We start from the raw sequence: 19,587 nt of genomic DNA on the forward strand, positions 1-19,587 counted from the left end.
GTCTTAGTATGGTCCACTCCCCACAAAAACACACACAGCGGCCCGAAAAACAGGCCGCTGTGTGATATCTTTATGGCTTGCAGATCCCGCAGGGCTGGTACCCCTGCTCCAACAGGGCATCCCGCTCGCCCGTATAGTCCTGCCGGTTTGCTTCGCTCATACTCTGAACGCCGGAGCAGTCCGGCTTGTGGAACTTCTTGGAAGAGGTGTTGAGTACATACCGCTCCTCCCCGGAAGCCGTGTTCTCGGTGGGACTCGGCTCTTCCGCCGTCTCTGCCAGCCAGCTCTCCCCGGTGGCATAGTCGATCTCGATCCCGGGCTGACAGTTATAGACATAGACGTTATAGCAGACCTCGTCATCTTCCACCGACTGGGCCTCCATCTGTACGCCGCTGGCCACCAGATTGTCCCCCTCATAGATGGGGGTGACCCGGTAGAGCACGTGGTGCTCGGTCTCCTTCACATAGTCGGCCACCAGATTTTCAAAGGGGAGCATCCCCTCTACATTCAGATACCGGGTCCCGGTGATGAGGTTCTGCTCATTTGCGTTTTCGCCCGTGAGCTGGAACCCGATCAGATGGCACCGGTTATAGAGATACTTTCCGTCCACGATATCGTATTTGACGGTCTGCCACCCGGTTGGCTTGACCTGTCCGATGTTCCCCCGCTCTTCGGTGGGCATCAGATCCACCCCTATATTGGCATAGGCGGTGGTGCAGCGGCCCAGCTCGTCCAGGGGCCCGTAGGACTCAAAGGAATTGGTGGTAAAGTCCTCCTCGGGAAAATCGGGCTGGTTCTCATTCAAGACCACATAGGGCTCGCCGGAAAACGGCGGGACTTCGCTCAGGTGGAAGGACCCGGCCGACGTGGCAGCCGGACCGCCCGTCTCACACCCGCTCAGAAGCAGGCTGCCGGTCAGAAGGATTGGAAGGAACAGCGTGTGGATCAGTTTCATCTTGTATAGACCTCTTTCGTAATCCGTTCATGGGAGTGGCCGGGAAATTCCGTACAGCCGATCTGCCGCCAGCCCTCGGCCGCCGGGTCCAGATCGAGCCTGGCATCGGAGGGATAGTGCCGGTTCCAGCGGTACAGGATCAGATGCTCGATGTTTTTCTCATAGGGCCGGAGGGACGCACAGGTCTCCACAAAGCAGTACTCGCCCGCTCCTGCCTGCTCCAGAAAATCCTCCGCCGTCCGGATGGCATTTCCCTCCGCGTCCGAAAACAGGGCCTGAGAATAGCGGTTCATCCATAGAACCTCTCCCCGGCACATCTGGAGGATATCGCTCTGGACCGCCCGGTCCCGGCTCTGACGGCGCTGGTGGAAGAGCATCCCACCGCGGTCATCCAGGCAAACGATCACATGCATCGCTTTTCCGCCTCCCATCCAAAGGGTTTGTGCCGATTATAACACCCTTTGTCCACCCCAGGCAAGTGCTTTTCACGCCAGCAAAAAGGCATTCTTCCTGTCGGCCCGGGCCGCGACAGGAAGAATGCCCAATCACACTCAGAGAATAATACAGATCAGTCCGCCGGACCCCTCGTTGATGATCCGCTGGAGGGTCTCCCGCAGCTTTCCGCGGGCATCCTCCGGCATCCGCTTGAGCTTGGTATTGAGATCCTCGCTCACCAGCTCATGGAAGGATTTTCCGAAGATATTGGACTGCCAGATGGCCTTGGTGTCCCCCTCAAACTCCTGGAGGAGATAATTGATCATCTCCTCGCTCTGCTTTTCATTGCCGACAATGGGAGAGACCTCGGTCTCGATATCCGCCCGGATCATATGGATGGAGGGCGCGGAGGCCTTCAGGCGGACCCCATACCGCCCGCCCTGCTTCACGATCTCGGGCTCCTCCAGCACCAGCTCATCCGTGCTGGGGATCACAATGCCATAGCCGGTCTGCTTCACGTCCTCCAGGGCGGAGGACACCTTATCGTACTCACATTTGACATGGGACAGCTCGGTCAGAAGGCCCAAAAGATCTCCGTCGTCGTGAATGGCAAAGCCGGACTGTTCGGAGATGGTCCCGTAGAACAGGCTCCGGGGCAGATCCAGGGTGGCGGCCGCCACGCCGGTCCCCAGGCTGATGGCGGAGATCTGCGCGCTGCTGACGTTTTCGCAGGAGGCGATGGAGTGGACCGCCTGTTCCACATCCCGGATACGGCGCATCCCACTGGCACCCTCCCGGATGGCCGCATAGAGACTGCTCTTGATGGGATGGGTATAGTCCAGTGCGTCCACCCAGGGGGGCAGGAACAGGTCCAGCTCCTTCACCGGGAACTCGTAGAGTACGCCCTTGATGATATCGCGGACATCCGCCTCATCCAGCTCCAGGCAATTTGCCACCACACAGGTCACATCGTACCGGGAGGAGAGATCCGCGCGGATGGCCTGCGCCCGCTCGGAATTCGGGTAGGCCGAGTTGAGCACCACCAGGAAGGGCTTCCCCAGCTCCTTCAGCTCCGAAATGACCCGCTCCTCGGCCTCCAGATAGTCCTCCCGGGGGATGTCCGTGATGCTGCCGTCTGTGGTGATCACGATCCCGATGGTGGAGTGCTCCGCGATCACCTTGCGGGTCCCGATCTCCGCGGCCTCGGTCATGGGGATCTCATAGTCGAACCAGGGGGTCGTCACCATGCGGGGGCTGTCGTCCTCCATCTGTCCCACCGCGCCCGGCACCAGATAGCCCACGCAGTCGATCAGCCGGACGGAAAAAGCCGCTCCATTCTCCATGGTGACTTCCACCGCTTCCTCGGGTACGAACTTCGGCTCGGCGGTCATGATGGTCCGTCCGGAGCCGCTCTGGGGCAGCTCATCTCTGGCCCGCTCCCGCCGGTAGACGTTCTCAATGTTGGGGATGACCATGGTCTCCATGAACCGCTTGATAAAGGTGGACTTTCCGGTCCGCACCGGTCCCACCACACCGATGTAAATATCACCCTCGGTACGCAGAGCAATATCCTCATAGATCTTGCGCTCTTCCAATTGCAATTCCTCCTTCGGCCGGATACGAGGGCTCCCCCGCATCTTGTGTGCCGGTCGTTTTCCCTATATAGCTATGGGGATAAGCTCTGACTTATACCTCACCGGGCAGAAAATCAGACGCCCGCCCCGGGTACACCGCCGCCGCAGCCCACCGCCTGTGCCGCTGCGGCGGCGGTATCCATCAGGCACGTTTCCGGGGAATCAGAAGAAGCTGCCCGCCGGGTGCCTGCTCTTCCTCCAATGCATTGGCCCGGCAGATCTCGGCCATGGTGGTCCCATAGCACTTTGCAATGTCCCACAGCCGCTCTCCCCGTCCGACCATCCGCAGCACGATGGAGGGCTGGTGGTCCCGGTCTCTGGGCGAGTCCGGATCCAGCCTGGCCGCGGAGATCCCGGTGATGGGCTCGCTGCGCAGGGCCATATAGCGAAATTCCACGGCAAAGCGCACCTCGATCCCGCCTGCGGTGGGCGTGGCAAAGACGGGCTCGGGACAGCGGCACACGCAGGTACAGCTGCACCCCTCCGGCAGTTCCAGGCTGCACGGCACCGAGAAGACGCGGGATACACTGCCCGACTCTCCGCCCTCGGTGCGGTAAAGGATGGTCGCGCGCACCTCTGCCTCCAGAACCAGCCGCTCTCCCTCCCGGTTCTGTGCCATCCGCCCCACCGAGAGATAGGCGTCCAGAATGTTGTCGATGGACTCTCCGCACTCCACCACCTCCCGCAGAGCGGGCGTTTTGACGCTGCGGTCGATGAGATGCTCCATGGAATGGGTGCAGCGCTCCGCCTCCAGCAGATAGGAGGTGCTGTATAGATCGCACAGGACCGCCACGCTGCGCTCGGCCCGCAGGACGGCCTGGGCCAGCAATTCCAGCGCAACATGGATGATTCTTCCGTCTTCCCCCGACTCCAGACTACACTGGACCTCGGTGGCCATAATCTCCAGGGTACAGTCGGCCTCTTCTCCGCCGCCCGAGACCTCCATGATCTGCGAGAACGGAAGCTCAAAGAGACTGTCGCAGATCTGATGGTCCACACTGCGATAGAGGATCTGAAGATTCACATTTCCCTTAAAGATCAGTTTATTCCCGATCACCTTGGACTCGGTGCATACCACCGTCACACGCTGCTTGAGCAGCTCTGCGGCCTGGGGCTTACTGCCCGGCAGGGTCACCTCATCGGAAAATTGGAAGGGCTTTTCCTGTACGCACACCACGCCGTAGGTATGGCAGGTCTCACAGAGCTGCTCCACCCCGGTCTTGCTCTCGGCGTGTACGCTGGAGCACACCGCCTCTTCCAGCGGAGCGTACCCCTGCAGTTCCACGGCGATCCCCACCCGGACCAGTACCTTGCGCGGATTGAGCGCACGGGTCTCCGCCCCCTCGATCCGGCCCAGAGAGACGAGACTGCACCGGTGGTTCAGCCTGGCCCCGTCCACGCCGCCGCTGAAGGGGATGGAGACGTCCAGCCGGCGGATCCCCTCCTCTCCGTCCGGCAGGTACAGCACACATGCCCGGATGGTACCGGAGACGGCCGCATGCCCCTCCGATGCCTCCCGGCTTTTCAGTTCCACCCAGCCCTCGGTATCCAGGATACGCAGAATATCCGGGCAGGCGTCCGGTACGATCATCTCCATGGTCTCTTCCTGAAACAGTGTGGTGTTCAAAACTGTCTCATAGCCGCTCAGCTCAGTCCGCTCTAATTCCAGTTCCATAGTGTTCCACTCCCTTTGGCAAAGGCACGTTCGCCTTCGTGTTTGAAACACTATATGAAAAGAGCGGCCGGAATATTCCGGCCGCTTTGCGCGTGTCGAAAAGCTTCGACACGCTTCTCAAAAATGCAGGCATTTTTGAGAGAGGATACAGGCTACTGCGCGCACTCGCTGGCGCTCGCACACTTGTAGCCTGATAGGAGTGTTTTCCGGCGTACACGCCGCCGGAAAACACACTCTGATTCCCTTCCGTCGTCTTCGGACGACGGAACTCTGCGAGGCCCTTCCTTATAAAATCGCTGAGAGCGGCCGGAATATTCCGGCCGCTCTCCAGGGCAGAGGGATGTAACAGCAGCATTTCGGTCTTTACCGCAGACCGAACAGCGTACGGAGGATCCCCCGAAACGCTTTGGGAGACCGCACAACGACAATTTTCAAGACGGAGCACTCCTTTCGGTTTTTTCCAGCCAAGCGCGTCCCCGGTATCCCAGTGCCGCGCCGATCCCCAAGGTCACAAGACTGGCCGGATAGAGCAGCAGCGCAAGCGTGACCGCCGTACCGGCCGCCCACCCTACCGTCTGTTTGTTCAGCCATTGCGGCAAAATGACCGCCCCCTTCGCAACTGGCTTCTATCCCCAGTATACGCAGAGAGCGGTCATCTGTGCCTGTTTTTCTCACCGGTCTGCCCGGTACAGTATGCTATGCGTCCCGCTCACTCTGGATGAGAAGGGCGCGCCCATCCCCCACAGTAACGGAAACTACCGGCCCTGCGGGCTGGTTGCTCACGGTAAGGGTATCCCCCCGCAGGATGGCTGCATCCGTTAGGGGATACTTCACTCCGTCGATGGAGACCCCTTCCACGGTGCGGTCCAGCGGAAGCAGGGACAGGTAGCGGTAGCGGGGCCCCTCCTCCGGATGGAGCGTGACGGTCTCATGCTCCAGCAGGCGCACCTCATTGTCCTCGTCGATCAGGATGCCCTGCCCGCCTCGGGCCTTCAGCCACTCCAGCAGGACCAGATTGAATGCCGTGTGGTCCAGGCGGCGCCCCCCCAGACAGCCGCACAGGAGAAACTCCGTGCAGCCGGCGGCCAGGGCGTGGTGCAGCGCCGCCTGAAGATCAGTCATATCCTTTTCGACAGGAAGGGTGACGCTGGGCACATCGGCACGGGGCGCTCCGCCGGAGTCCCAATCCCCCACCACAAAGTCCGGTTTGCAGCCGGCGGCCAGGGCGTTATTCAGTCCGCCGTCGGCACAGTAGACCTGCTGGTCCGGTCGCCGGTATGCCTCCAGAAAGGACCAGTCCCGGCACGGGACCGAGCCAAATACCAGGGCACGCTTTACTTTCGCTTCCACTCCGGCACCTCCTTGGCCTGCTCATACAGGCGTACATAGCTGGCGTGCCGGCTGGGCGCGATCTTTCCCTCTTTGACCGCCTGCCGGACCGCGCACCCCTTTTCTTTCACGTGGGCGCACCCCTGAAAGCGGCACTGGTCCAGATAGGGCCGGAACTCCCGGAAGGTCCCGGGAAGGTCCTCCGGCCGCCAAAGCTCGTGCAGCTCGGTGTCAAAGGAGGAGAAGCCGGGGGTGTCTGCCACCACCGCCCCGTTGGAGAGCCGGAAGAGCTCCACATGGCGGGTGGTATGGCGTCCGCGGCCCAGCTTTTCGCTGACCGCACCGGTCTCCAGACCAAAGTCCGGCTCCAGCGCATTGAGGATGCTGGACTTGCCCACTCCGGAGTTTCCGGTGAAAGCACAGGACTTGCCGGCAATGACCTCCCGCAGGCGGTCGATCCCCTCCCCGGTCTCGGCACTGACACGGAGGGTGGTGAAGCCCGCCGCCAGATAGGTCTGGTAGAGGGTCTCCGCCGCATCCAGATCGCATTTGTTGATACAGATCACCGGCTCGCAGTTCCGGCTCTCCGCAATGGAGACCACCCGGTCGATCAAAAAGGGATCGGTGACCGGGATGGCGCCGGAGGCGATGACCACCAGCATCTCGATGTTGGCCACCGCCGGGCGGGAAAACTGGTTTCTGCGGGGCAGGATCTCATCCAGCGCGCCGGTCCCATCCCCCAGGTCGGTAAAGACTACCCGGTCCCCCACCAGAGGGGTCTGCTTCTGGTGGCGGAACTTTCCCCGGGCCCGGCAGGTGACCACCGCCGTACCGGTATCAACGTAATAGAAGCCGCTCAGGGCTTTCAAAATCGTTCCTTCTGCCATACTCAAAAATCAATGATCTCGCTGCTGGAGATCTGTCCGTCGATGTACACCACCACTTCCTGAGAGCCGGTTCCCGTGACAGGCACCTGAATGCTCCCCTGACTGGTGGCAACCTCCTCTCCAAAGGCCTCGCTGTCGCCCACCATGACCCGGACCATGACATACTCACGGCCGTCCTGGGGGAGCGAAATGGTGATGGTGTGGGAGGAGGGCTGCGTCTCTCCGCCCGGGTCATCGGATACCTCCGGCGGCGTGGGCGTGTCGGTAGGCTTGGGCTCCGGTCCCTTGCTCACCGTGAGGGTGAGGGTCGCACCCTCCTGCACCTCCACATTGGGGTTGATGGACTGATCGATGACGATTCCGGCCTCTGCCACATCGTCATATTTCTCCGAGACCTTCACCACCAGGTTATACTCCTTCAGCATCTCCTGGGCCTTGTTCAGGGTCTGCCCGATGAGAGACGGGATGGTGATCATCTTGCTCGGCTTGCCCTCGCTGACATAGAGCGTGATGGTCTGTCCCTCACGCAGCTCACTCTCGGCCTCCGGGTCGGTACGGATGACATAGCCGGACTCCACCTCTTCCGAGGGCTCCGTCTCGACCTCCACAGTCAAGTTCAGGTCGGGGAACTGGTTCTTCAGCTTCTGCTGGGCCAGTGCCTGCTCCTGGTTGACCAGATCCAGCATTTTCGGGACCTCACTGCCGGCACTGAGCTGGACCTTGATGACCCGATTTTCCGTGGTGTCCCGCAGGGTGGTGTTGGCGCCGGGCGACTGGTGTGCAATCGTCCCCTCCGGATAGGAGCTCTCTATGGCCTCTCCGTCTTCCTCAATAGTAAAGCCGCCTTCCTTTACAGCATCCAGTTCTTGTGCCTCTTCCAGGGTATAGCCCATTACATCGGGAATGGTGATGTCCTGGGTCTCGGGAAAGGCATTTCCGAAGATGCTGACCAGAAAAATACCGATACCCACCAGGAAGATCAGGATGGCGCCGACCGCGGCAATAATGGGCCACTTGCTGGCCGGCTCCTCCTCTTCCTCGTAGTAGTCCTCGCTGCGGCGGCTGGATGGACGACTGGACGGACGGCTGCCCGCGGTGTCTCCGCTGTGGCGTACCCCGGACTCCGGCCCTCTGTGGCGCGGAATGCGCTGTGTGGCATCCTCCGCCTCGTCCGGATGGGGCAGGCGGCGTCCGCCGGTCATGGCGCTGGGCGTATTGGCTCCGATAATCTGGGTTGGCTCATCCGCTTCGTCGGTCAGCCGGACGTCCTCCGGGCGGAACTCAAAGTTGATGTTGGGATTCTTCCGGAACTCCTCCAGGTCGGCCAGCATGGCGTCGGCCGAAATGTAGCGCTGGTTGACATCCGAGGCCATGGCCTTCAGAGTGATGGCCTCCAGCGCCTCCGGAATTCCGGGCTCCAGCTCACGGGGCGAGAGCGGAATGGAGTTGATGTGCTGGATAGCCACCGCCACCGGGGAATCTCCCTCGTACGGCAGCCTTCCGGTCAGCATCTCGTAGAGCACCACGCCCGCGGAGTAGATATCGGAGCGGGCGTCGATGTGGCTTCCTCTGGCCTGCTCCGGAGAGATGTAGTGTACCGACCCCAGCGCCTCCTGCGTCATGGTATTCTGGCTGGCCGAGGTCAGCCGGGCGATGCCGAAGTCGGCCACCTTAATACTGCCGTCCCGCAGCACCATGATGTTGTGGGGCTTGATGTCCCGGTGGATGATGCCGCGGCTGTGGGCGTGGGAGAGGGCCTTCATGATCTGGATGATAAAGTGGAGGGATTCCTTCCAGCTCAGCTTTCCGCCCTTCTTCTGCATATACTGCTTGAGGGTAATGCCCTCCAGCAGCTCCATGACGATATAGTCCACGTCGCCGGATTTGCTCACGTCGTACACCGCCATGATATTGGGGTGGGAGAGCATGGCCACGGCCTGGGACTCATCGTGGAAGCGGCGGCGAAACTCTGCGTCCTGGGCCAGCTCTTCCTTGAGGATCTTAATGGCCACCAGACGGTTGAGCCGGTGACAGCGGGCCTTATAGACCACCGCCATGCCTCCGGTCCCGATCCGCTCCAAAATCTCATATCGGTTGTCGAGTAACTTCCCTATGTATTGATCCATAGTCATTACCCTCCCTTACTCAAACTGAAACAGGACACAGGTCACGTTATCCGGTGCGCCCCGGGATAACGCGATGTCCAAAAGCCGGTGGCAGCATTCGCCCACCGGACCGCCGTGGAGTACCTCATAGAGCATCTCCTGATCGCTGACCACGTTGGAGAGTCCGTCCGAGCACAGGAGAAGCGAGTCTCCGCTTTCCAGTTTCTTACGGTAAAAGTCCGCCCTCACATGTTCCTCGGTCCCGAGGGCGCGGGTAATGAGGTTCTTCTGCGGATGGTTGCGCGCCTGTTCCGGTGTGATGTCCCCCCGCCGGACCATGTCTTCCACCAGGGAGTGATCCCGGGTCACCTTCTCGATCCCGTTCCCCGAGATGTAATAGGCGCGGCTATCTCCGATGTTCAACAGGTACGCCATATCCGACAGGACCAGAGCTGCCACCATGGTGGTCCCCATCCCATGGCAGTCCGGGTCCCTTCTGGCCCGGTGGTACACCACCGTGTTGGCCCCGGCGCTGCCCTGTGCCAGCAGGGCCTCCGGATCCTCCGGCGTGCCTGGCGGGAGATCCTGCAAAGCCTCGACAAATGCCTCCACCGCCAGCATGCTGGCGATATTCCCGGCGCGCGCGCCGCCCATACCGTCACAGACCAGGCCCACAGCCAGGTCTTCCGACAGAACGTCCAGATAGTAAGTATCCTGATTCTGCGGACGGACGCAGCCCTTATGTGTGATTCCCCATGCTTTTATCATAGTAAACAGCCTTCTTCTCCACATCGATTTTTCCGCAGCCCATCCCATGCGGATCGGGATGAGCCCATCGCACAGCCCCTTCTCAGGCCTGCTCCTCCAGCATCTGCTTGCGGCGGAGCTGCCCGCAGGAGGCGTCGATATCGCCACCCAGTTTGCGCCGTACCGTCACGGTCACGCCCTGGGACTCCAGACGTTTTTGGAATGCAGCCACCCGGCGGCTGGGACGCAGCGGGCTCTCCTTGACCTCGTTGAGCGGAATCAGGTTCACATGCCCCGGCGTTCCCTTCAAATGGCTGGCAAGTAGATCTGCTTGCCAGTCCGTGTCGTTGACCCCGTCGATCATGGCATACTCATAGGAGATCCGCCGGCCGGTCTGCTCAAAATACCGCCGGCAGCTGGCAAAGAGCCGCTCCACCCCCACACTCTTGTTCACCGGCATGATCTTGGAGCGGGTCTCGTCGTCCGGTGCGTGGAGGGAGACGGACAGGGTCAGCTGGAGCTGCCGTTTGGCCAGCTCATCGATCCGGTCGACCAACCCGCAGGTGGACAGCGAGATATGGCGCATGCCGATGTTCATCCCGTCCGGGTGGTTGACCAGCTCCAGAAAGCGCATCACGGTGTCGAAATTGTCCAGCGGCTCGCCGATGCCCATGAGCACGATGTTGGAGATGGGTGCCCCCGAATCGATCTGGGTGAACAGGACCTGATCCAGCATTTCAGCAGGTGTCAAGTCTCTTACCTTGCCAGCGATTGTGGAGGCGCAGAAAGCGCATCCCATCCGGCATCCCACCTGGGAGGAGATGCACACAGTATTCCCATGTTTGTAGCGCATCAGAACGGTTTCGATGCAGTTTCCGTCGTGCAGACGCCACAAGTACTTGATGGTCCCATCCAGGGCGGAGACCTGCTTGCGTTCTACCGTGGGGGGCGCGAGCAGGCAGCTCTGGGCCAGCTGTTCCCGCAGGGCTTTGGAGAGGTTGGTCATCTCGTCAAAGGAGCGGACGCCCCGGTGGAGCCACTGGAAGACCTGCTTGGCCCGAAAGGCCGGCTGCCCCAGCTCTTTGAGAAAGGAGGACAGCTCCTCCTGATTCATGGATTTGATATCGGTCATGTCGCCCTCCTCAATTTCGCAAAGAAGAATCCGTCTGCCCCATGCAGGTGCGGCCAGAGGGTCAGCATGCCGCCCTCGACCGCTCCAACCGGTCCGGGCAGTTGAAAACGCTCTAATGTAAAGTCAGAATGCTTTTCAAGGAAAGCCTCCACCACACCCTCATTTTCCCGCCGGAGCAAGGTACAGGTGGAGTAGAGAAGCGCCCCGCCCGGCTTGACATAGCGGGATACATTCTCCAGGATCGCGCTCTGAATGGCGGGGAGTCCTGCCAGGGGCTCCGGGTCCTTATAGCGGATATCCGGCTTCTTGCGGATGATGCCCAGCCCGGAGCAGGGCACATCGGCGATCACCCGGTCAAACCGGCCGATCCACTCCTCCCGGCACTGCTTTCCATCCTGAATGGCGGGATGGATCAGCTCGGAAAATCCAAGCCGCTCGGCCCCCGCCTGGATCAATCCCCGCTTGTGGGGGTGGATGTCGCAGGACCAGATCTCCCCCTGTCCGCCCATTCGGATGGCCGCAGCAAAGCTCTTGCCGCCCGGCGCGGCGCAGGCGTCCAGCACCTGCATTCCCGGCCTTGGGTCGGCCGCCAGGACAGAGAGTTTTCCGGCGCCGTCCTGGATATAGAACGCACCCCGGCGGAAGCTCTCCAGCCGCTCCAGATCTCCCGTTCCCTGCAAGAGGAGGCAGTCCGGAATCCAGGGGTGGGGCTGTACCTCCACCCCCTCCTGCCGCAGCAGCTCCACGACCTCCTCCTGGGAGAAGTGGGTGGTGTTGACCTGGGCCATAGTGGGCGGAATGGCGTTGTCGGCCTCCAGCAGGGCCTCCACGCCCTCCCCATTCAGTGCAAGGTCAAATTCCTTTACAAGCCATGCGGGATGGGAATAACGGATGTCCAGCTGGGTTGGAAGGCCGAGGGTTTCCCGGCTGCGAATCAGGTTTCGCAGAATGCCGTTTACCATCCCGGCCGCTCTGGGATTCTTTGCGTACTGGCGTGCCAGATTGACCGACTCATTGACGGCTGCCGACTCCGGCACACGGTCCAGCAGCAAAATCTGATAGGCGCCCAGACGCAGGCAGGAGCGGATCTTCGCCTCCAGCCGGTCCAGCGGGAGCTTGGAAAACTGCCCCAGGTAAAAATCCAGAAGCATCCGGTTCTGCAAAACTCCAAAACAGAGCCGGGAGGCGAACCCGGCGTCCCGGCTGTCCAGCCCGGCCTCCCGGATGGCCTTCTTCAAAAAGCCGTCGGACCAGGCCCCCTGCTGCTCACAGGCATGCAGCGCCAGGAGAGCCACTTCACGGGCGCTCTTTTTTCTCTCTCGCGCCATCGCTTAGTCCCTCCGACGTCCGGCAAAGGCCAGCAGGAAGCGCAGCAGCTGGGCCAGGGAGACCAGAAGGGCCGCCACATAGGTCATGGCCGCCGCACCCAGCACCTTGCGGGCCCCGCTCAGCTCCTCTCCGTCCAGGAGATGAGTGCTCTTCAGGGTCTCCAGCGCCCGGTGGGAGGCATTGAACTCCACCGGCAGCGTGACCAGCTGCACCACCACGGCCAGCGAGAACAGCAGGATACCCACGGCAAAGAGGGGCTGGATATAGAGAAACAGCCCCAGCAGGATAAAGACAATGGAGAGCTGAGAACCCAAGTTGCACACCGGGATGATGGCGTTGCGCAGCTTGATGGGACCGTATCCCACCGCATACTGTACCGCATGCCCCGCCTCGTGGGCCGCCACGCCGATGGCGGCCACGCTGTTGGAGCCATATACGCTGTCCGACAGGCGGATGACATTGCTCCGGGGATCAAAATGGTCCGTGAGCCGTCCGGACACCCGTTCGATGCGCACATCGTGCACCCCGTGGGCCCGCAATACCGCTTCGGCGGCCTGTGCCCCGGTATAGCCCCGGGAGGCGCGGACGCAGGAGAACCGGCGGAAGGTGGAACTCACGCGCCACTGGGCCCACGCCGCAATGAGCATGGCGGGGACCAGAATGCTCCAATAGGTAGGATCATAATAAAACATGGATGTTTCCTTTCTGACCGGATACGGCCTCCGTTCCCGCTCAGGGAATGGAAATGGGGTTGCCCCGCAGGTAGTCTGCGGCCTTCATGCGCTTCTTGCCCGCTGCCTGGAGCTCCACGATCCGCAGGATCTTCCCGTCCCCGCACGCCATGTCGATGCCCTGCTTTCCAGCGGCCACCACGGTTCCGGCAGGGGCGCCAGTCTGCTCCCCGGTCTGCTGTGTGACCAGGATCTTCATGGTGTCGCCCGTAATGGCATCCGTGGTGGCGGTGGGCCAGGGGATCAGCCCGCGTACCTGGTTGTGGATCTCCTGAGCGGAGCGCTTCCAGTCGATGGGCGAGAGCTCCCGTCCCAGCATGGGGGCCAGGGTCACGCCCGCCGCTTCCTGGGGCGTCCGGGTGGCCGTCCCGGCGGCAAGCTGCTCCACCGCGGAGATGAGGAGCGCGCCGCCCATGTCAGCCAGACGCTGATAGAGGGTCTCCGCGTCCTCATCCGGGTCGATGGCGGTCTCCGCCTGGGTAATGATGTCTCCCGCGTCCAGCTCGGTGGCCATGTGCATGATGGTCACGCCGGTTTTCTCATCCCCGTTGAGGATGGCCCAGTTGATAGGAGCCGCTCCACGGTAGCGGGGCAGCAGCGAGGAGTGGACATTGATGCACCCCAGATTCGGGTAATCCAGGATCTCATCGGGCAGAATGCGCCCGTAGGCGGCCACCACGATAAGCTCCGGGGCGAGGGCCTGGATCTGGGCCAGCGCCGTGCCGTCCCGCAGCTTGGTGGGCTGATAGACCGGGATCTCGTGCTCCTGCGCGCACACCTTCACCGGCGGCGGAAGGAGCTTCATGCCCCGGTTCTTAGGTTTGTCCGGCTGGGTAAAGATCCCAACGATCTCATGTCCGGCCTCGATTAGCTTTTCCAGAGAGGGCACCGCAAATGCAGGGGTACCCATAAAAACGATCCGCATACTCTTACTCACGCTCCATCATGGCGTCCAGCTCTTCCGTAGTATAGAGCTTGTCACTGCGCTCGGTGAAGAGGTGGCCCTCCAGATGCTCCAGCTCATGGCAGAAGCAGCGGGCCACAATCTCCTCGCCCTCGGCCTCGAACCAGTTGCCGTGGCGGTCCTGGGCGCGGACGCGCACCTTCATGGGGCGCTTGACCACGCCCCAGCGGCCCGGGACGCTCAGGCAGCCCTCAAAGCCCTCCTGCTCCCCGTCGGTCCAGATGATCTCCGGGTTGACCAGCTCCAGCATCTCGTCGTTGCCGTCCACCACGATGACCGCACGGCGCAGAATGCCGATCTGAGGTGCGGCCAGTCCCGCGCCGTTGGCGTGGGCCAGGGTCTCCTTCATGTCGTCCAGCAGGGACCACAGCCGCTCGTCAAAAACCGTATAGGGCCGGCAGACCTTGTGCAGGGCCGGATCTTCGTCTGTCAGAATCGTTCTCAGTGCCATGGTAATCTTCCTCCTAATCCAGGGGATTCACATCCGCATAGACGGATACGCCCCGGTTTTCTTTATCTTTCTGTGCGCAGCAGAGCAGATGGGCCACCAGCGCACGCATGCGCTTGTCATTTCGGGTACTCAGGGTCAGGCGGTAGCGGTAGCGGTTGTTCACCTTGGCGATGGCCGCCGGCGCCGGGCCCAGCAGCTGGGAGCGGTACCCCTCATAGGGCGGCTGGCGCAGCCACTCCTCCAGACTGCGCCGCAGGCGCATGCAGGTCTGTAAGACGGCGCTCTCCGTCGTCCCCGAGGCGGTGAGTACAAAGAGATCCCGGAAGGGCGGGCAACCCCGCAGCTCCCGCAGGCCGATCTCCTGTTCATAAAAGGCGTCGTAGTTCTGCGCCGCCGCAAAGATAATCACGTCATTTTCCGGCGTATAGGTCTGGATGAGCGCCCGGCCGGTCTTTTCGCCCCGGCCTGCCCGACCCACCACCTGGGTGATGAGGGAAAAGGTCCGCTCCGCCGCCCGGTAGTCGTCCACATAGAGGGACAGGTCGGCCGCCACCACGCCCACCAGGGTCACATTCTCAAAATCCAGCCCCTTGGCCACCATCTGGGTCCCCACCAGAATGGGGACCCGTTCCTGTTCAAACCGGGCGAGCAGCTTCTCATGGGAGTGGACCGCGGAGATGGTGTCGGTATCCATCCGCAGCACTTCTACCCCGGGAAACATCTCCTCCAGCTCCTCCTGGACCCGCTGGGTCCCGGTCCCGATAAAATGGAAGGTGCCGCCGCAATTGGGGCAGACGTCCGGGACCCGCTCCGAGTGGCCGCAGCAGTGACACATGAGCCGCCCGTTGGCGGAGTGATAGGTGAGATACACCGAACAGCGGGGGCAGGTGGGCGCCTCACCGCACTCCCCGCAGGAGAGCATACGGCTGGCCCCCCGCCGGTTCAGGAACAGAATGGACTGCTCCCCCCGCCGGAGATTTTCCTCCAAGGCAGACCGCAGGGCATGGCCAATGGAGCCGCCGTTTCCCGCCTTCAGCTCCTCCCGCAGATCGGCGATCTGCACCTGGGGAAGGGCCCGCTCATTGTAGCGCCGCCGCAGCGTGAAGAGGTGGTACACGCCCTGTTTCGCCTGATACATGCTCTCAATGGACGGCGTGGCCGATCCCAGGACCAGCAGCGCCCCGGTCTGGGCACAGCGGTATTTTGCCACATCCCGGGCATGGTATTTGGGGACCTGCTCCGATTTGTAGCTCCCCTCCTGCTCCTCGTCCAGGATGATGAGTCCCAGATTGCGCAGGGGGGCAAAGACCGCCGAGCGGGTGCCGATCACCACCTGTGCCTTCCCGGCTTTCGCCCGCTTCCACTCGTCGTAGCGCTCCCCCGCCCGCAGCGAGCTGTGGAGGACCGCCACCGCATCCCCGAAATGGGCGGAAAAGTGGTGCAGGAGCTGGGGAGTCAGCGCGATCTCGGGCACCAGCACCAGGGTGCTCTTCCCCCGCTTCAGGCTCTCCTGAATGAGCCGGATGTAGATCTGAGTTTTTCCGCTGCCCGTCACTCCGTAGAGGAGCGCCGCGGCCGCTGTCCCGGTCCGGGCCAGTGCGTCCAGTCCCTGAAAGGCGGTCTCCTGCTCCTCGTTGAGATAGACCGGCCCGGCTGGCTCGCAGGGCTCCACCGACACCCGACGGAAAGCCTCCCGCTCCTCCAGACGGATCAGGCCGCTCTTGCGCAGGGATTTCAGGGTCTCCATGGAGGCGCCCGTAAAATAGCACAGCTCCTTGGTGGAGGCCTCTCCAATGGCGCACAGCAGTTCCATCACCGCATAGCGCATGGGGGCCGACCGCCGGCGGGGTGTGACCTGTGCCATGGCGTCCTCCGGCGGGACGGCCAGGACGGCCACCCGCTCGGTCTTGTCCCCCACGCCCCGGGAGGCGCTGGTCTCCAACACCAGGATGCCCCGGTCCACCAGCTGTTTGAGCGTGGGTCCGGGGTTTCGGGTACCGAACACCGCGCGGATCTGTCCCAGCTCGGCGCTGCCGGAGGCACAGACCATCCCCACGATGGTGCGGGCATATTCCGAGTTCCCGGCCGCCTCATAGGCTGCCTCCCGGTCGATCCCCGGGGCCAGGCGGTAGCGGTCCTGTAAGGAGAAGTACAGTCCGGCCGGGAGCATGGCCCGGGCCGCGTCATAGACCGTACAGAAGTACCGCTCCCGCATCCAGATAGCCAGATGGAGCCCCTCTCCGTCCAGCACAGGCTCCTCGTCCAGCTGGGTCAAAATGGGCTTGCATTTCGGATCGGGCGCGGTGATCTCATCGATGGAGAGCACGATCCCCTCGGTCCGCCGGTTTCCCGCCCCGAAGGGCACGATCACCCGCATTCCGGGCGACAGGGTCTCCCGCAGCTCCGAGGGAACCAGGTACGTATAGGGCTTGTCAATGGCGTAGGTAGCCGCGGACAGGGCCACCCGGGCCGCCACAGACTGCTCCATATTCTCTCCTCCTTCTCCCCGCCCCAAATCCGGGAAAAGGCAAGCGCCAGGGCTCCCGCCCCAACGCTTGCCCTTCTGTGCGTGTTATTCTGCGGCCTGGGGCGTGACCTTGCCCTCCGCCACCTCACGGATGGCGAGCGTGACCGGCTTATCGTCCAGGGAGATTCCGTTCTCCTCCGCCTCACTGGCGATCTGGCGGGCCCGCTGGGCCACCACATTGACCAGCATGTACCGGCTGGGCACCTGCTCCAGCAGCTTATTCATGGGGGGATAGAGCATCATAACGCATCAAACTCCTTTTATTTTGGTATAGCAGTGGTCTCAGCGGTCCAGCGAGACATCGTCCACCAGGTGAAGCCGGTTCCGGGTACGGCAGCCCTCCGCCGTCAGGATGGCGATGATCTCGGCCGCAGCCTCGGACACCTTGTCGTTGACCACCATGTAGTCGTAGTTGGGAATCTGCCGGTATTCCTCCCGGGCCTTTTGGAGGCGGCCCTGAATGACCTCCTCCTGATCGGTAGCCCGGCGGTGGAGCCGGCGGGAGAGCTCTTCAAAGCTGGGCGGAATAATAAAGATCAGCACCGCCTCCGGGCACTTGGCCCGGACCTTGGCCGCGCCCTGCACCTCAATGTCCAGCAGCACGTCGATGCCCGCGTCCAGCTTCTCCTGGATGACCTTGAGGGAGGTGCCGTAATAGTTGCCCACATACTCGGCATGCTCGAGAAGCTCCTCCCGGGCGATCATCCCCTCAAAGGTTTCCCGGCTGACGAAATTGTAATTCACACCGTCGGCCTCGCCCACCCGGGGCTGCCGGGTGGTGAAGGAGACCGAGAAATGGATGTCGCTGCGCTCACTGAGCAGCTCGGAGATCACGGTGCTCTTTCCCACGCCAGAGGGGCCGGACAAAACGATCAGCTGTCCACGCTTCTTTTTCTTTCGTATCATTCCATATCCTCCTCCGGCTCAGGCCCGGTCTCCTTCCCTGCCAGCCGTCCCGCTACCGTCTCGGGCTGGAGGGCGGAGAGGACGATGTGGTCGCTGTCCATAATCAGCACCGCCCGGGTGCGCCGCCCATAGGTGGCGTCAATGAGACAGCCGCTGTCCCTGGCCTCCTGGATCATTCGCTTGATGGGGGCGGAATCGGGGCTGATGATGGCGATGAGACGTCCTGCGGAGACCATATTGCCAAAGCCGATGTTGATCAGTTTCATACCGCGTCCTCCGCGTTACTCAATATTCTGGATCTGCTCGCGGATCTTCTCGATCTCGCCCTTGATCTCCACCACATAGCGGGCCGTCTCGATATCGCTGCACTTGGAGCCGATGGTATTGGCCTCCCGGTTGAACTCCTGGATCAGGAAGTCCAGCTTCCGTCCCACCGGGCCGTCTCCGGAGAGCATATGCTCCAGCTGGGAGAGGTGGCTGCGCAGACGGACGGTCTCCTCATCCACGGCGACCTTATCCGCAAAGATGGCCGCCTCGGTGAGGATGCGGCTCTCATCGATCTGGGTATTCTGGAGCACCTCGGCCATCTTGGACTCCAGCCGGGCGCGGTAATCGGCCACGATCCCGGGGGAGCGCTCCTCCACCTTCCCGGTGAGGGCGGCGATGGTGGCGGCCCGGGAGCGGACATCCTGCACCAGCTTCTCGCCCTCCCGCTCGCGCATGGCGTCAAAGTCCTTCAGGGCCAGGCCCAGCACCTCGCACAGGTCGGCGGACACCGCCTCCAGGTCCTCCTGGTTCTTCTCCACCAGGAACACGTCGGGCAGGCGGGAGAGCAGAGAGACCGAGATGTCATCCTTCAGGCCATAGCTGTCCCGCAGGTCGCACAGGGCCTTATAGTAGCCGTCGGCCACCGGCCGGTTGACCGAGATGTTGACGTCTCCCCCCTCGGAGGGCCCGATGGTGACGAACACGTCCACCTTGCCCCGGGAAATACTCTCCTGTACCTTTGCCTTGATGGCGTCCTCCGCAAAGACATAGATACGGGGCAGCTTGATATTGCAATCCAGATAGCGGTTATTGACGGAACGCAGCTCTACCGTGATGGGACGGCCGTGGAGGACCGCCTCTCCCCTTCCGTAACCGGTCATACTTTTAATCAAAGGGCTTCCCCTCGCTTCTCTTCAGAATGGGGCTCTGCATCACACAGAGTCATCGGAATATTATAGCAGAATTTCTCCCGATTGAAAAGTCTCATTTCCCCAGCCGGCGGCCAAGGCGCGCCACATAGAGGCTGATGACCTTGGAGCATCCAAAATCATAGACCAGAAAGACCGGGTTGCCCACCAGGTAGACCAGCGCGGTCATGCGCAAAGCCTCCGGCAGGAACGGGAGAAACAGGCCCCGAAAGCCAAACCACAGAATGGTCAGCGCCAGGTTGAAGCACAGCAGCTTCAGCCCATACTCGGCCAGCCGTGTCCGCAGCCGCTCGGCCCGGGACTTGATCACCGGATATAGGCCGAAAAAGAGCAGATAGAGCAGTGCACTCCCCTTGTCGGGCACCAGGAGCAAACCCAGGATCCCAGCCGCGCCATAGCACAGCAGTCCGGCGTGCAGTCCGCCCGAGACCACCGCCGCGGCCGGCACCAGACCGGAGAGCGCTACCAGGCCCATCCGCCCGCTGGGCGCAATGGAGGCCCCATAGAGCAGCAGCAGCGAAAGAGCGGCCAGTACCGCCGGCAGCGCCACTTCCCTGGCGCCTCCGGAACGTGCGCGGGGCACC

Annotated in this window: 20 protein-coding genes; all 20 read right to left on the bottom strand. The window is 62.1% G+C overall.

Annotation, left to right across the window (positions count from 1 at the left end):
* Positions 1 to 70 precede the first annotated feature (70 nt).
* The 20 genes from INF37_RS04805 to INF37_RS04900 all read right to left on the bottom strand — a co-directional run bounded on the left by INF37_RS04805 (position 71) and on the right by INF37_RS04900 (position 19,586).
* Positions 71 to 955: a DNA/RNA non-specific endonuclease gene (locus tag INF37_RS04805; protein ID WP_101693106.1), complete on the bottom strand. Its 885-nt coding sequence runs from the start codon at positions 953 to 955 to the stop codon at positions 71 to 73.
* On the bottom strand, positions 952 to 1,368 hold the full coding sequence (locus INF37_RS04810) for a hypothetical protein (protein WP_101693107.1): 417 nt from the start codon (positions 1,366 to 1,368) through the stop codon (positions 952 to 954). Before INF37_RS04810 ends, INF37_RS04805 begins: the two co-directional genes overlap by 4 nt.
* Positions 1,369 to 1,506: 138 nt before the next feature.
* Positions 1,507 to 2,985 (bottom strand): stage IV sporulation protein A, encoded by a 1,479-nt coding sequence (gene spoIVA, locus INF37_RS04815; protein WP_328821029.1) that lies wholly within the window; start codon positions 2,983 to 2,985, stop codon positions 1,507 to 1,509.
* Between the two features lie 181 nt (positions 2,986 to 3,166).
* Positions 3,167 to 4,699 (bottom strand): DUF3794 and LysM peptidoglycan-binding domain-containing protein, encoded by a 1,533-nt coding sequence (locus INF37_RS04820; protein WP_193536767.1) that lies wholly within the window; start codon positions 4,697 to 4,699, stop codon positions 3,167 to 3,169.
* Between the two features lie 431 nt (positions 4,700 to 5,130).
* Positions 5,131 to 5,298 carry a hypothetical protein gene (locus tag INF37_RS04825; RefSeq protein WP_180956850.1) on the bottom strand — a complete coding sequence of 56 codons (168 nt, stop codon included), beginning with the start codon at positions 5,296 to 5,298 and terminating at the stop codon, positions 5,131 to 5,133.
* A gap of 97 nt (positions 5,299 to 5,395) precedes the next feature.
* Positions 5,396 to 6,049 carry a thiamine diphosphokinase gene (locus tag INF37_RS04830; RefSeq protein WP_193536769.1) on the bottom strand — a complete coding sequence of 218 codons (654 nt, stop codon included), beginning with the start codon at positions 6,047 to 6,049 and terminating at the stop codon, positions 5,396 to 5,398.
* Positions 6,034 to 6,915, bottom strand: a complete 882-nt coding sequence (rsgA, locus tag INF37_RS04835) for a ribosome small subunit-dependent GTPase A (RefSeq protein ID WP_101693111.1) — start codon at positions 6,913 to 6,915, stop codon at positions 6,034 to 6,036. The genes INF37_RS04830 and rsgA overlap by 16 nt, the downstream gene beginning before the upstream one ends.
* 2 nt (positions 6,916 to 6,917) lie before the next feature.
* Complete coding sequence (gene pknB / locus INF37_RS04840) at positions 6,918 to 9,041, bottom strand: Stk1 family PASTA domain-containing Ser/Thr kinase (protein WP_101693112.1); 2,124 nt, start codon at positions 9,039 to 9,041, stop codon at positions 6,918 to 6,920.
* A gap of 15 nt (positions 9,042 to 9,056) precedes the next feature.
* Positions 9,057 to 9,788: a Stp1/IreP family PP2C-type Ser/Thr phosphatase gene (locus tag INF37_RS04845; RefSeq protein ID WP_101693113.1), complete on the bottom strand. Its 732-nt coding sequence runs from the start codon at positions 9,786 to 9,788 to the stop codon at positions 9,057 to 9,059.
* Between the two features lie 82 nt (positions 9,789 to 9,870).
* The gene (gene rlmN, locus INF37_RS04850; protein WP_101693114.1) at positions 9,871 to 10,899 is read right to left on the bottom strand and encodes a 23S rRNA (adenine(2503)-C(2))-methyltransferase RlmN; all 1,029 of its coding nucleotides are present in this window, start codon (positions 10,897 to 10,899) and stop codon (positions 9,871 to 9,873) included.
* Positions 10,896 to 12,227, bottom strand: a complete 1,332-nt coding sequence (rsmB, locus tag INF37_RS04855; protein WP_193536771.1) for a 16S rRNA (cytosine(967)-C(5))-methyltransferase RsmB — start codon at positions 12,225 to 12,227, stop codon at positions 10,896 to 10,898. The genes rlmN and rsmB overlap by 4 nt, the downstream gene beginning before the upstream one ends.
* A gap of 3 nt (positions 12,228 to 12,230) precedes the next feature.
* Positions 12,231 to 12,920: a zinc metallopeptidase gene (locus INF37_RS04860; RefSeq protein ID WP_193536773.1), complete on the bottom strand. Its 690-nt coding sequence runs from the start codon at positions 12,918 to 12,920 to the stop codon at positions 12,231 to 12,233.
* Positions 12,921 to 12,960: 40 nt separating this feature from the next.
* Positions 12,961 to 13,884, bottom strand: coding sequence for a methionyl-tRNA formyltransferase (gene fmt, locus INF37_RS04865; protein ID WP_193536775.1), 924 nt, complete (start codon positions 13,882 to 13,884; stop codon positions 12,961 to 12,963).
* A gap of 4 nt (positions 13,885 to 13,888) precedes the next feature.
* Positions 13,889 to 14,374: a peptide deformylase gene (gene def, locus INF37_RS04870; RefSeq protein ID WP_101693118.1), complete on the bottom strand. Its 486-nt coding sequence runs from the start codon at positions 14,372 to 14,374 to the stop codon at positions 13,889 to 13,891.
* 13 nt (positions 14,375 to 14,387) lie between these two features.
* A complete protein-coding gene (gene priA / locus INF37_RS04875; protein ID WP_193536777.1) occupies positions 14,388 to 16,862 on the bottom strand; it encodes a replication restart helicase PriA in 2,475 nt (824 codons plus the stop codon).
* A gap of 84 nt (positions 16,863 to 16,946) precedes the next feature.
* Positions 16,947 to 17,144 (bottom strand): DNA-directed RNA polymerase subunit omega, encoded by a 198-nt coding sequence (gene rpoZ / locus INF37_RS04880; RefSeq protein WP_101693120.1) that lies wholly within the window; start codon positions 17,142 to 17,144, stop codon positions 16,947 to 16,949.
* 39 nt (positions 17,145 to 17,183) lie between these two features.
* A complete protein-coding gene (gene gmk, locus INF37_RS04885; protein ID WP_101693121.1) occupies positions 17,184 to 17,807 on the bottom strand; it encodes a guanylate kinase in 624 nt (207 codons plus the stop codon).
* A complete protein-coding gene (remA, locus tag INF37_RS04890) occupies positions 17,804 to 18,073 on the bottom strand; it encodes an extracellular matrix/biofilm regulator RemA (RefSeq protein ID WP_101693122.1) in 270 nt (89 codons plus the stop codon). The genes gmk and remA overlap by 4 nt, the downstream gene beginning before the upstream one ends.
* A 15-nt stretch (positions 18,074 to 18,088) precedes the next feature.
* Positions 18,089 to 18,967 (bottom strand): YicC/YloC family endoribonuclease, encoded by an 879-nt coding sequence (locus tag INF37_RS04895; protein ID WP_101693123.1) that lies wholly within the window; start codon positions 18,965 to 18,967, stop codon positions 18,089 to 18,091.
* A gap of 91 nt (positions 18,968 to 19,058) precedes the next feature.
* Positions 19,059 to 19,586 carry a hypothetical protein gene (locus tag INF37_RS04900; RefSeq protein WP_193536779.1) on the bottom strand — a complete coding sequence of 176 codons (528 nt, stop codon included), beginning with the start codon at positions 19,584 to 19,586 and terminating at the stop codon, positions 19,059 to 19,061.
* Between the last annotated feature and the right edge of the window lies 1 nt (position 19,587).

Source organism: Pseudoflavonifractor gallinarum (genome assembly GCF_014982855.1).
GTDB lineage: Bacteria > Bacillota > Clostridia > Oscillospirales > Oscillospiraceae > Pseudoflavonifractor_A > Pseudoflavonifractor_A gallinarum.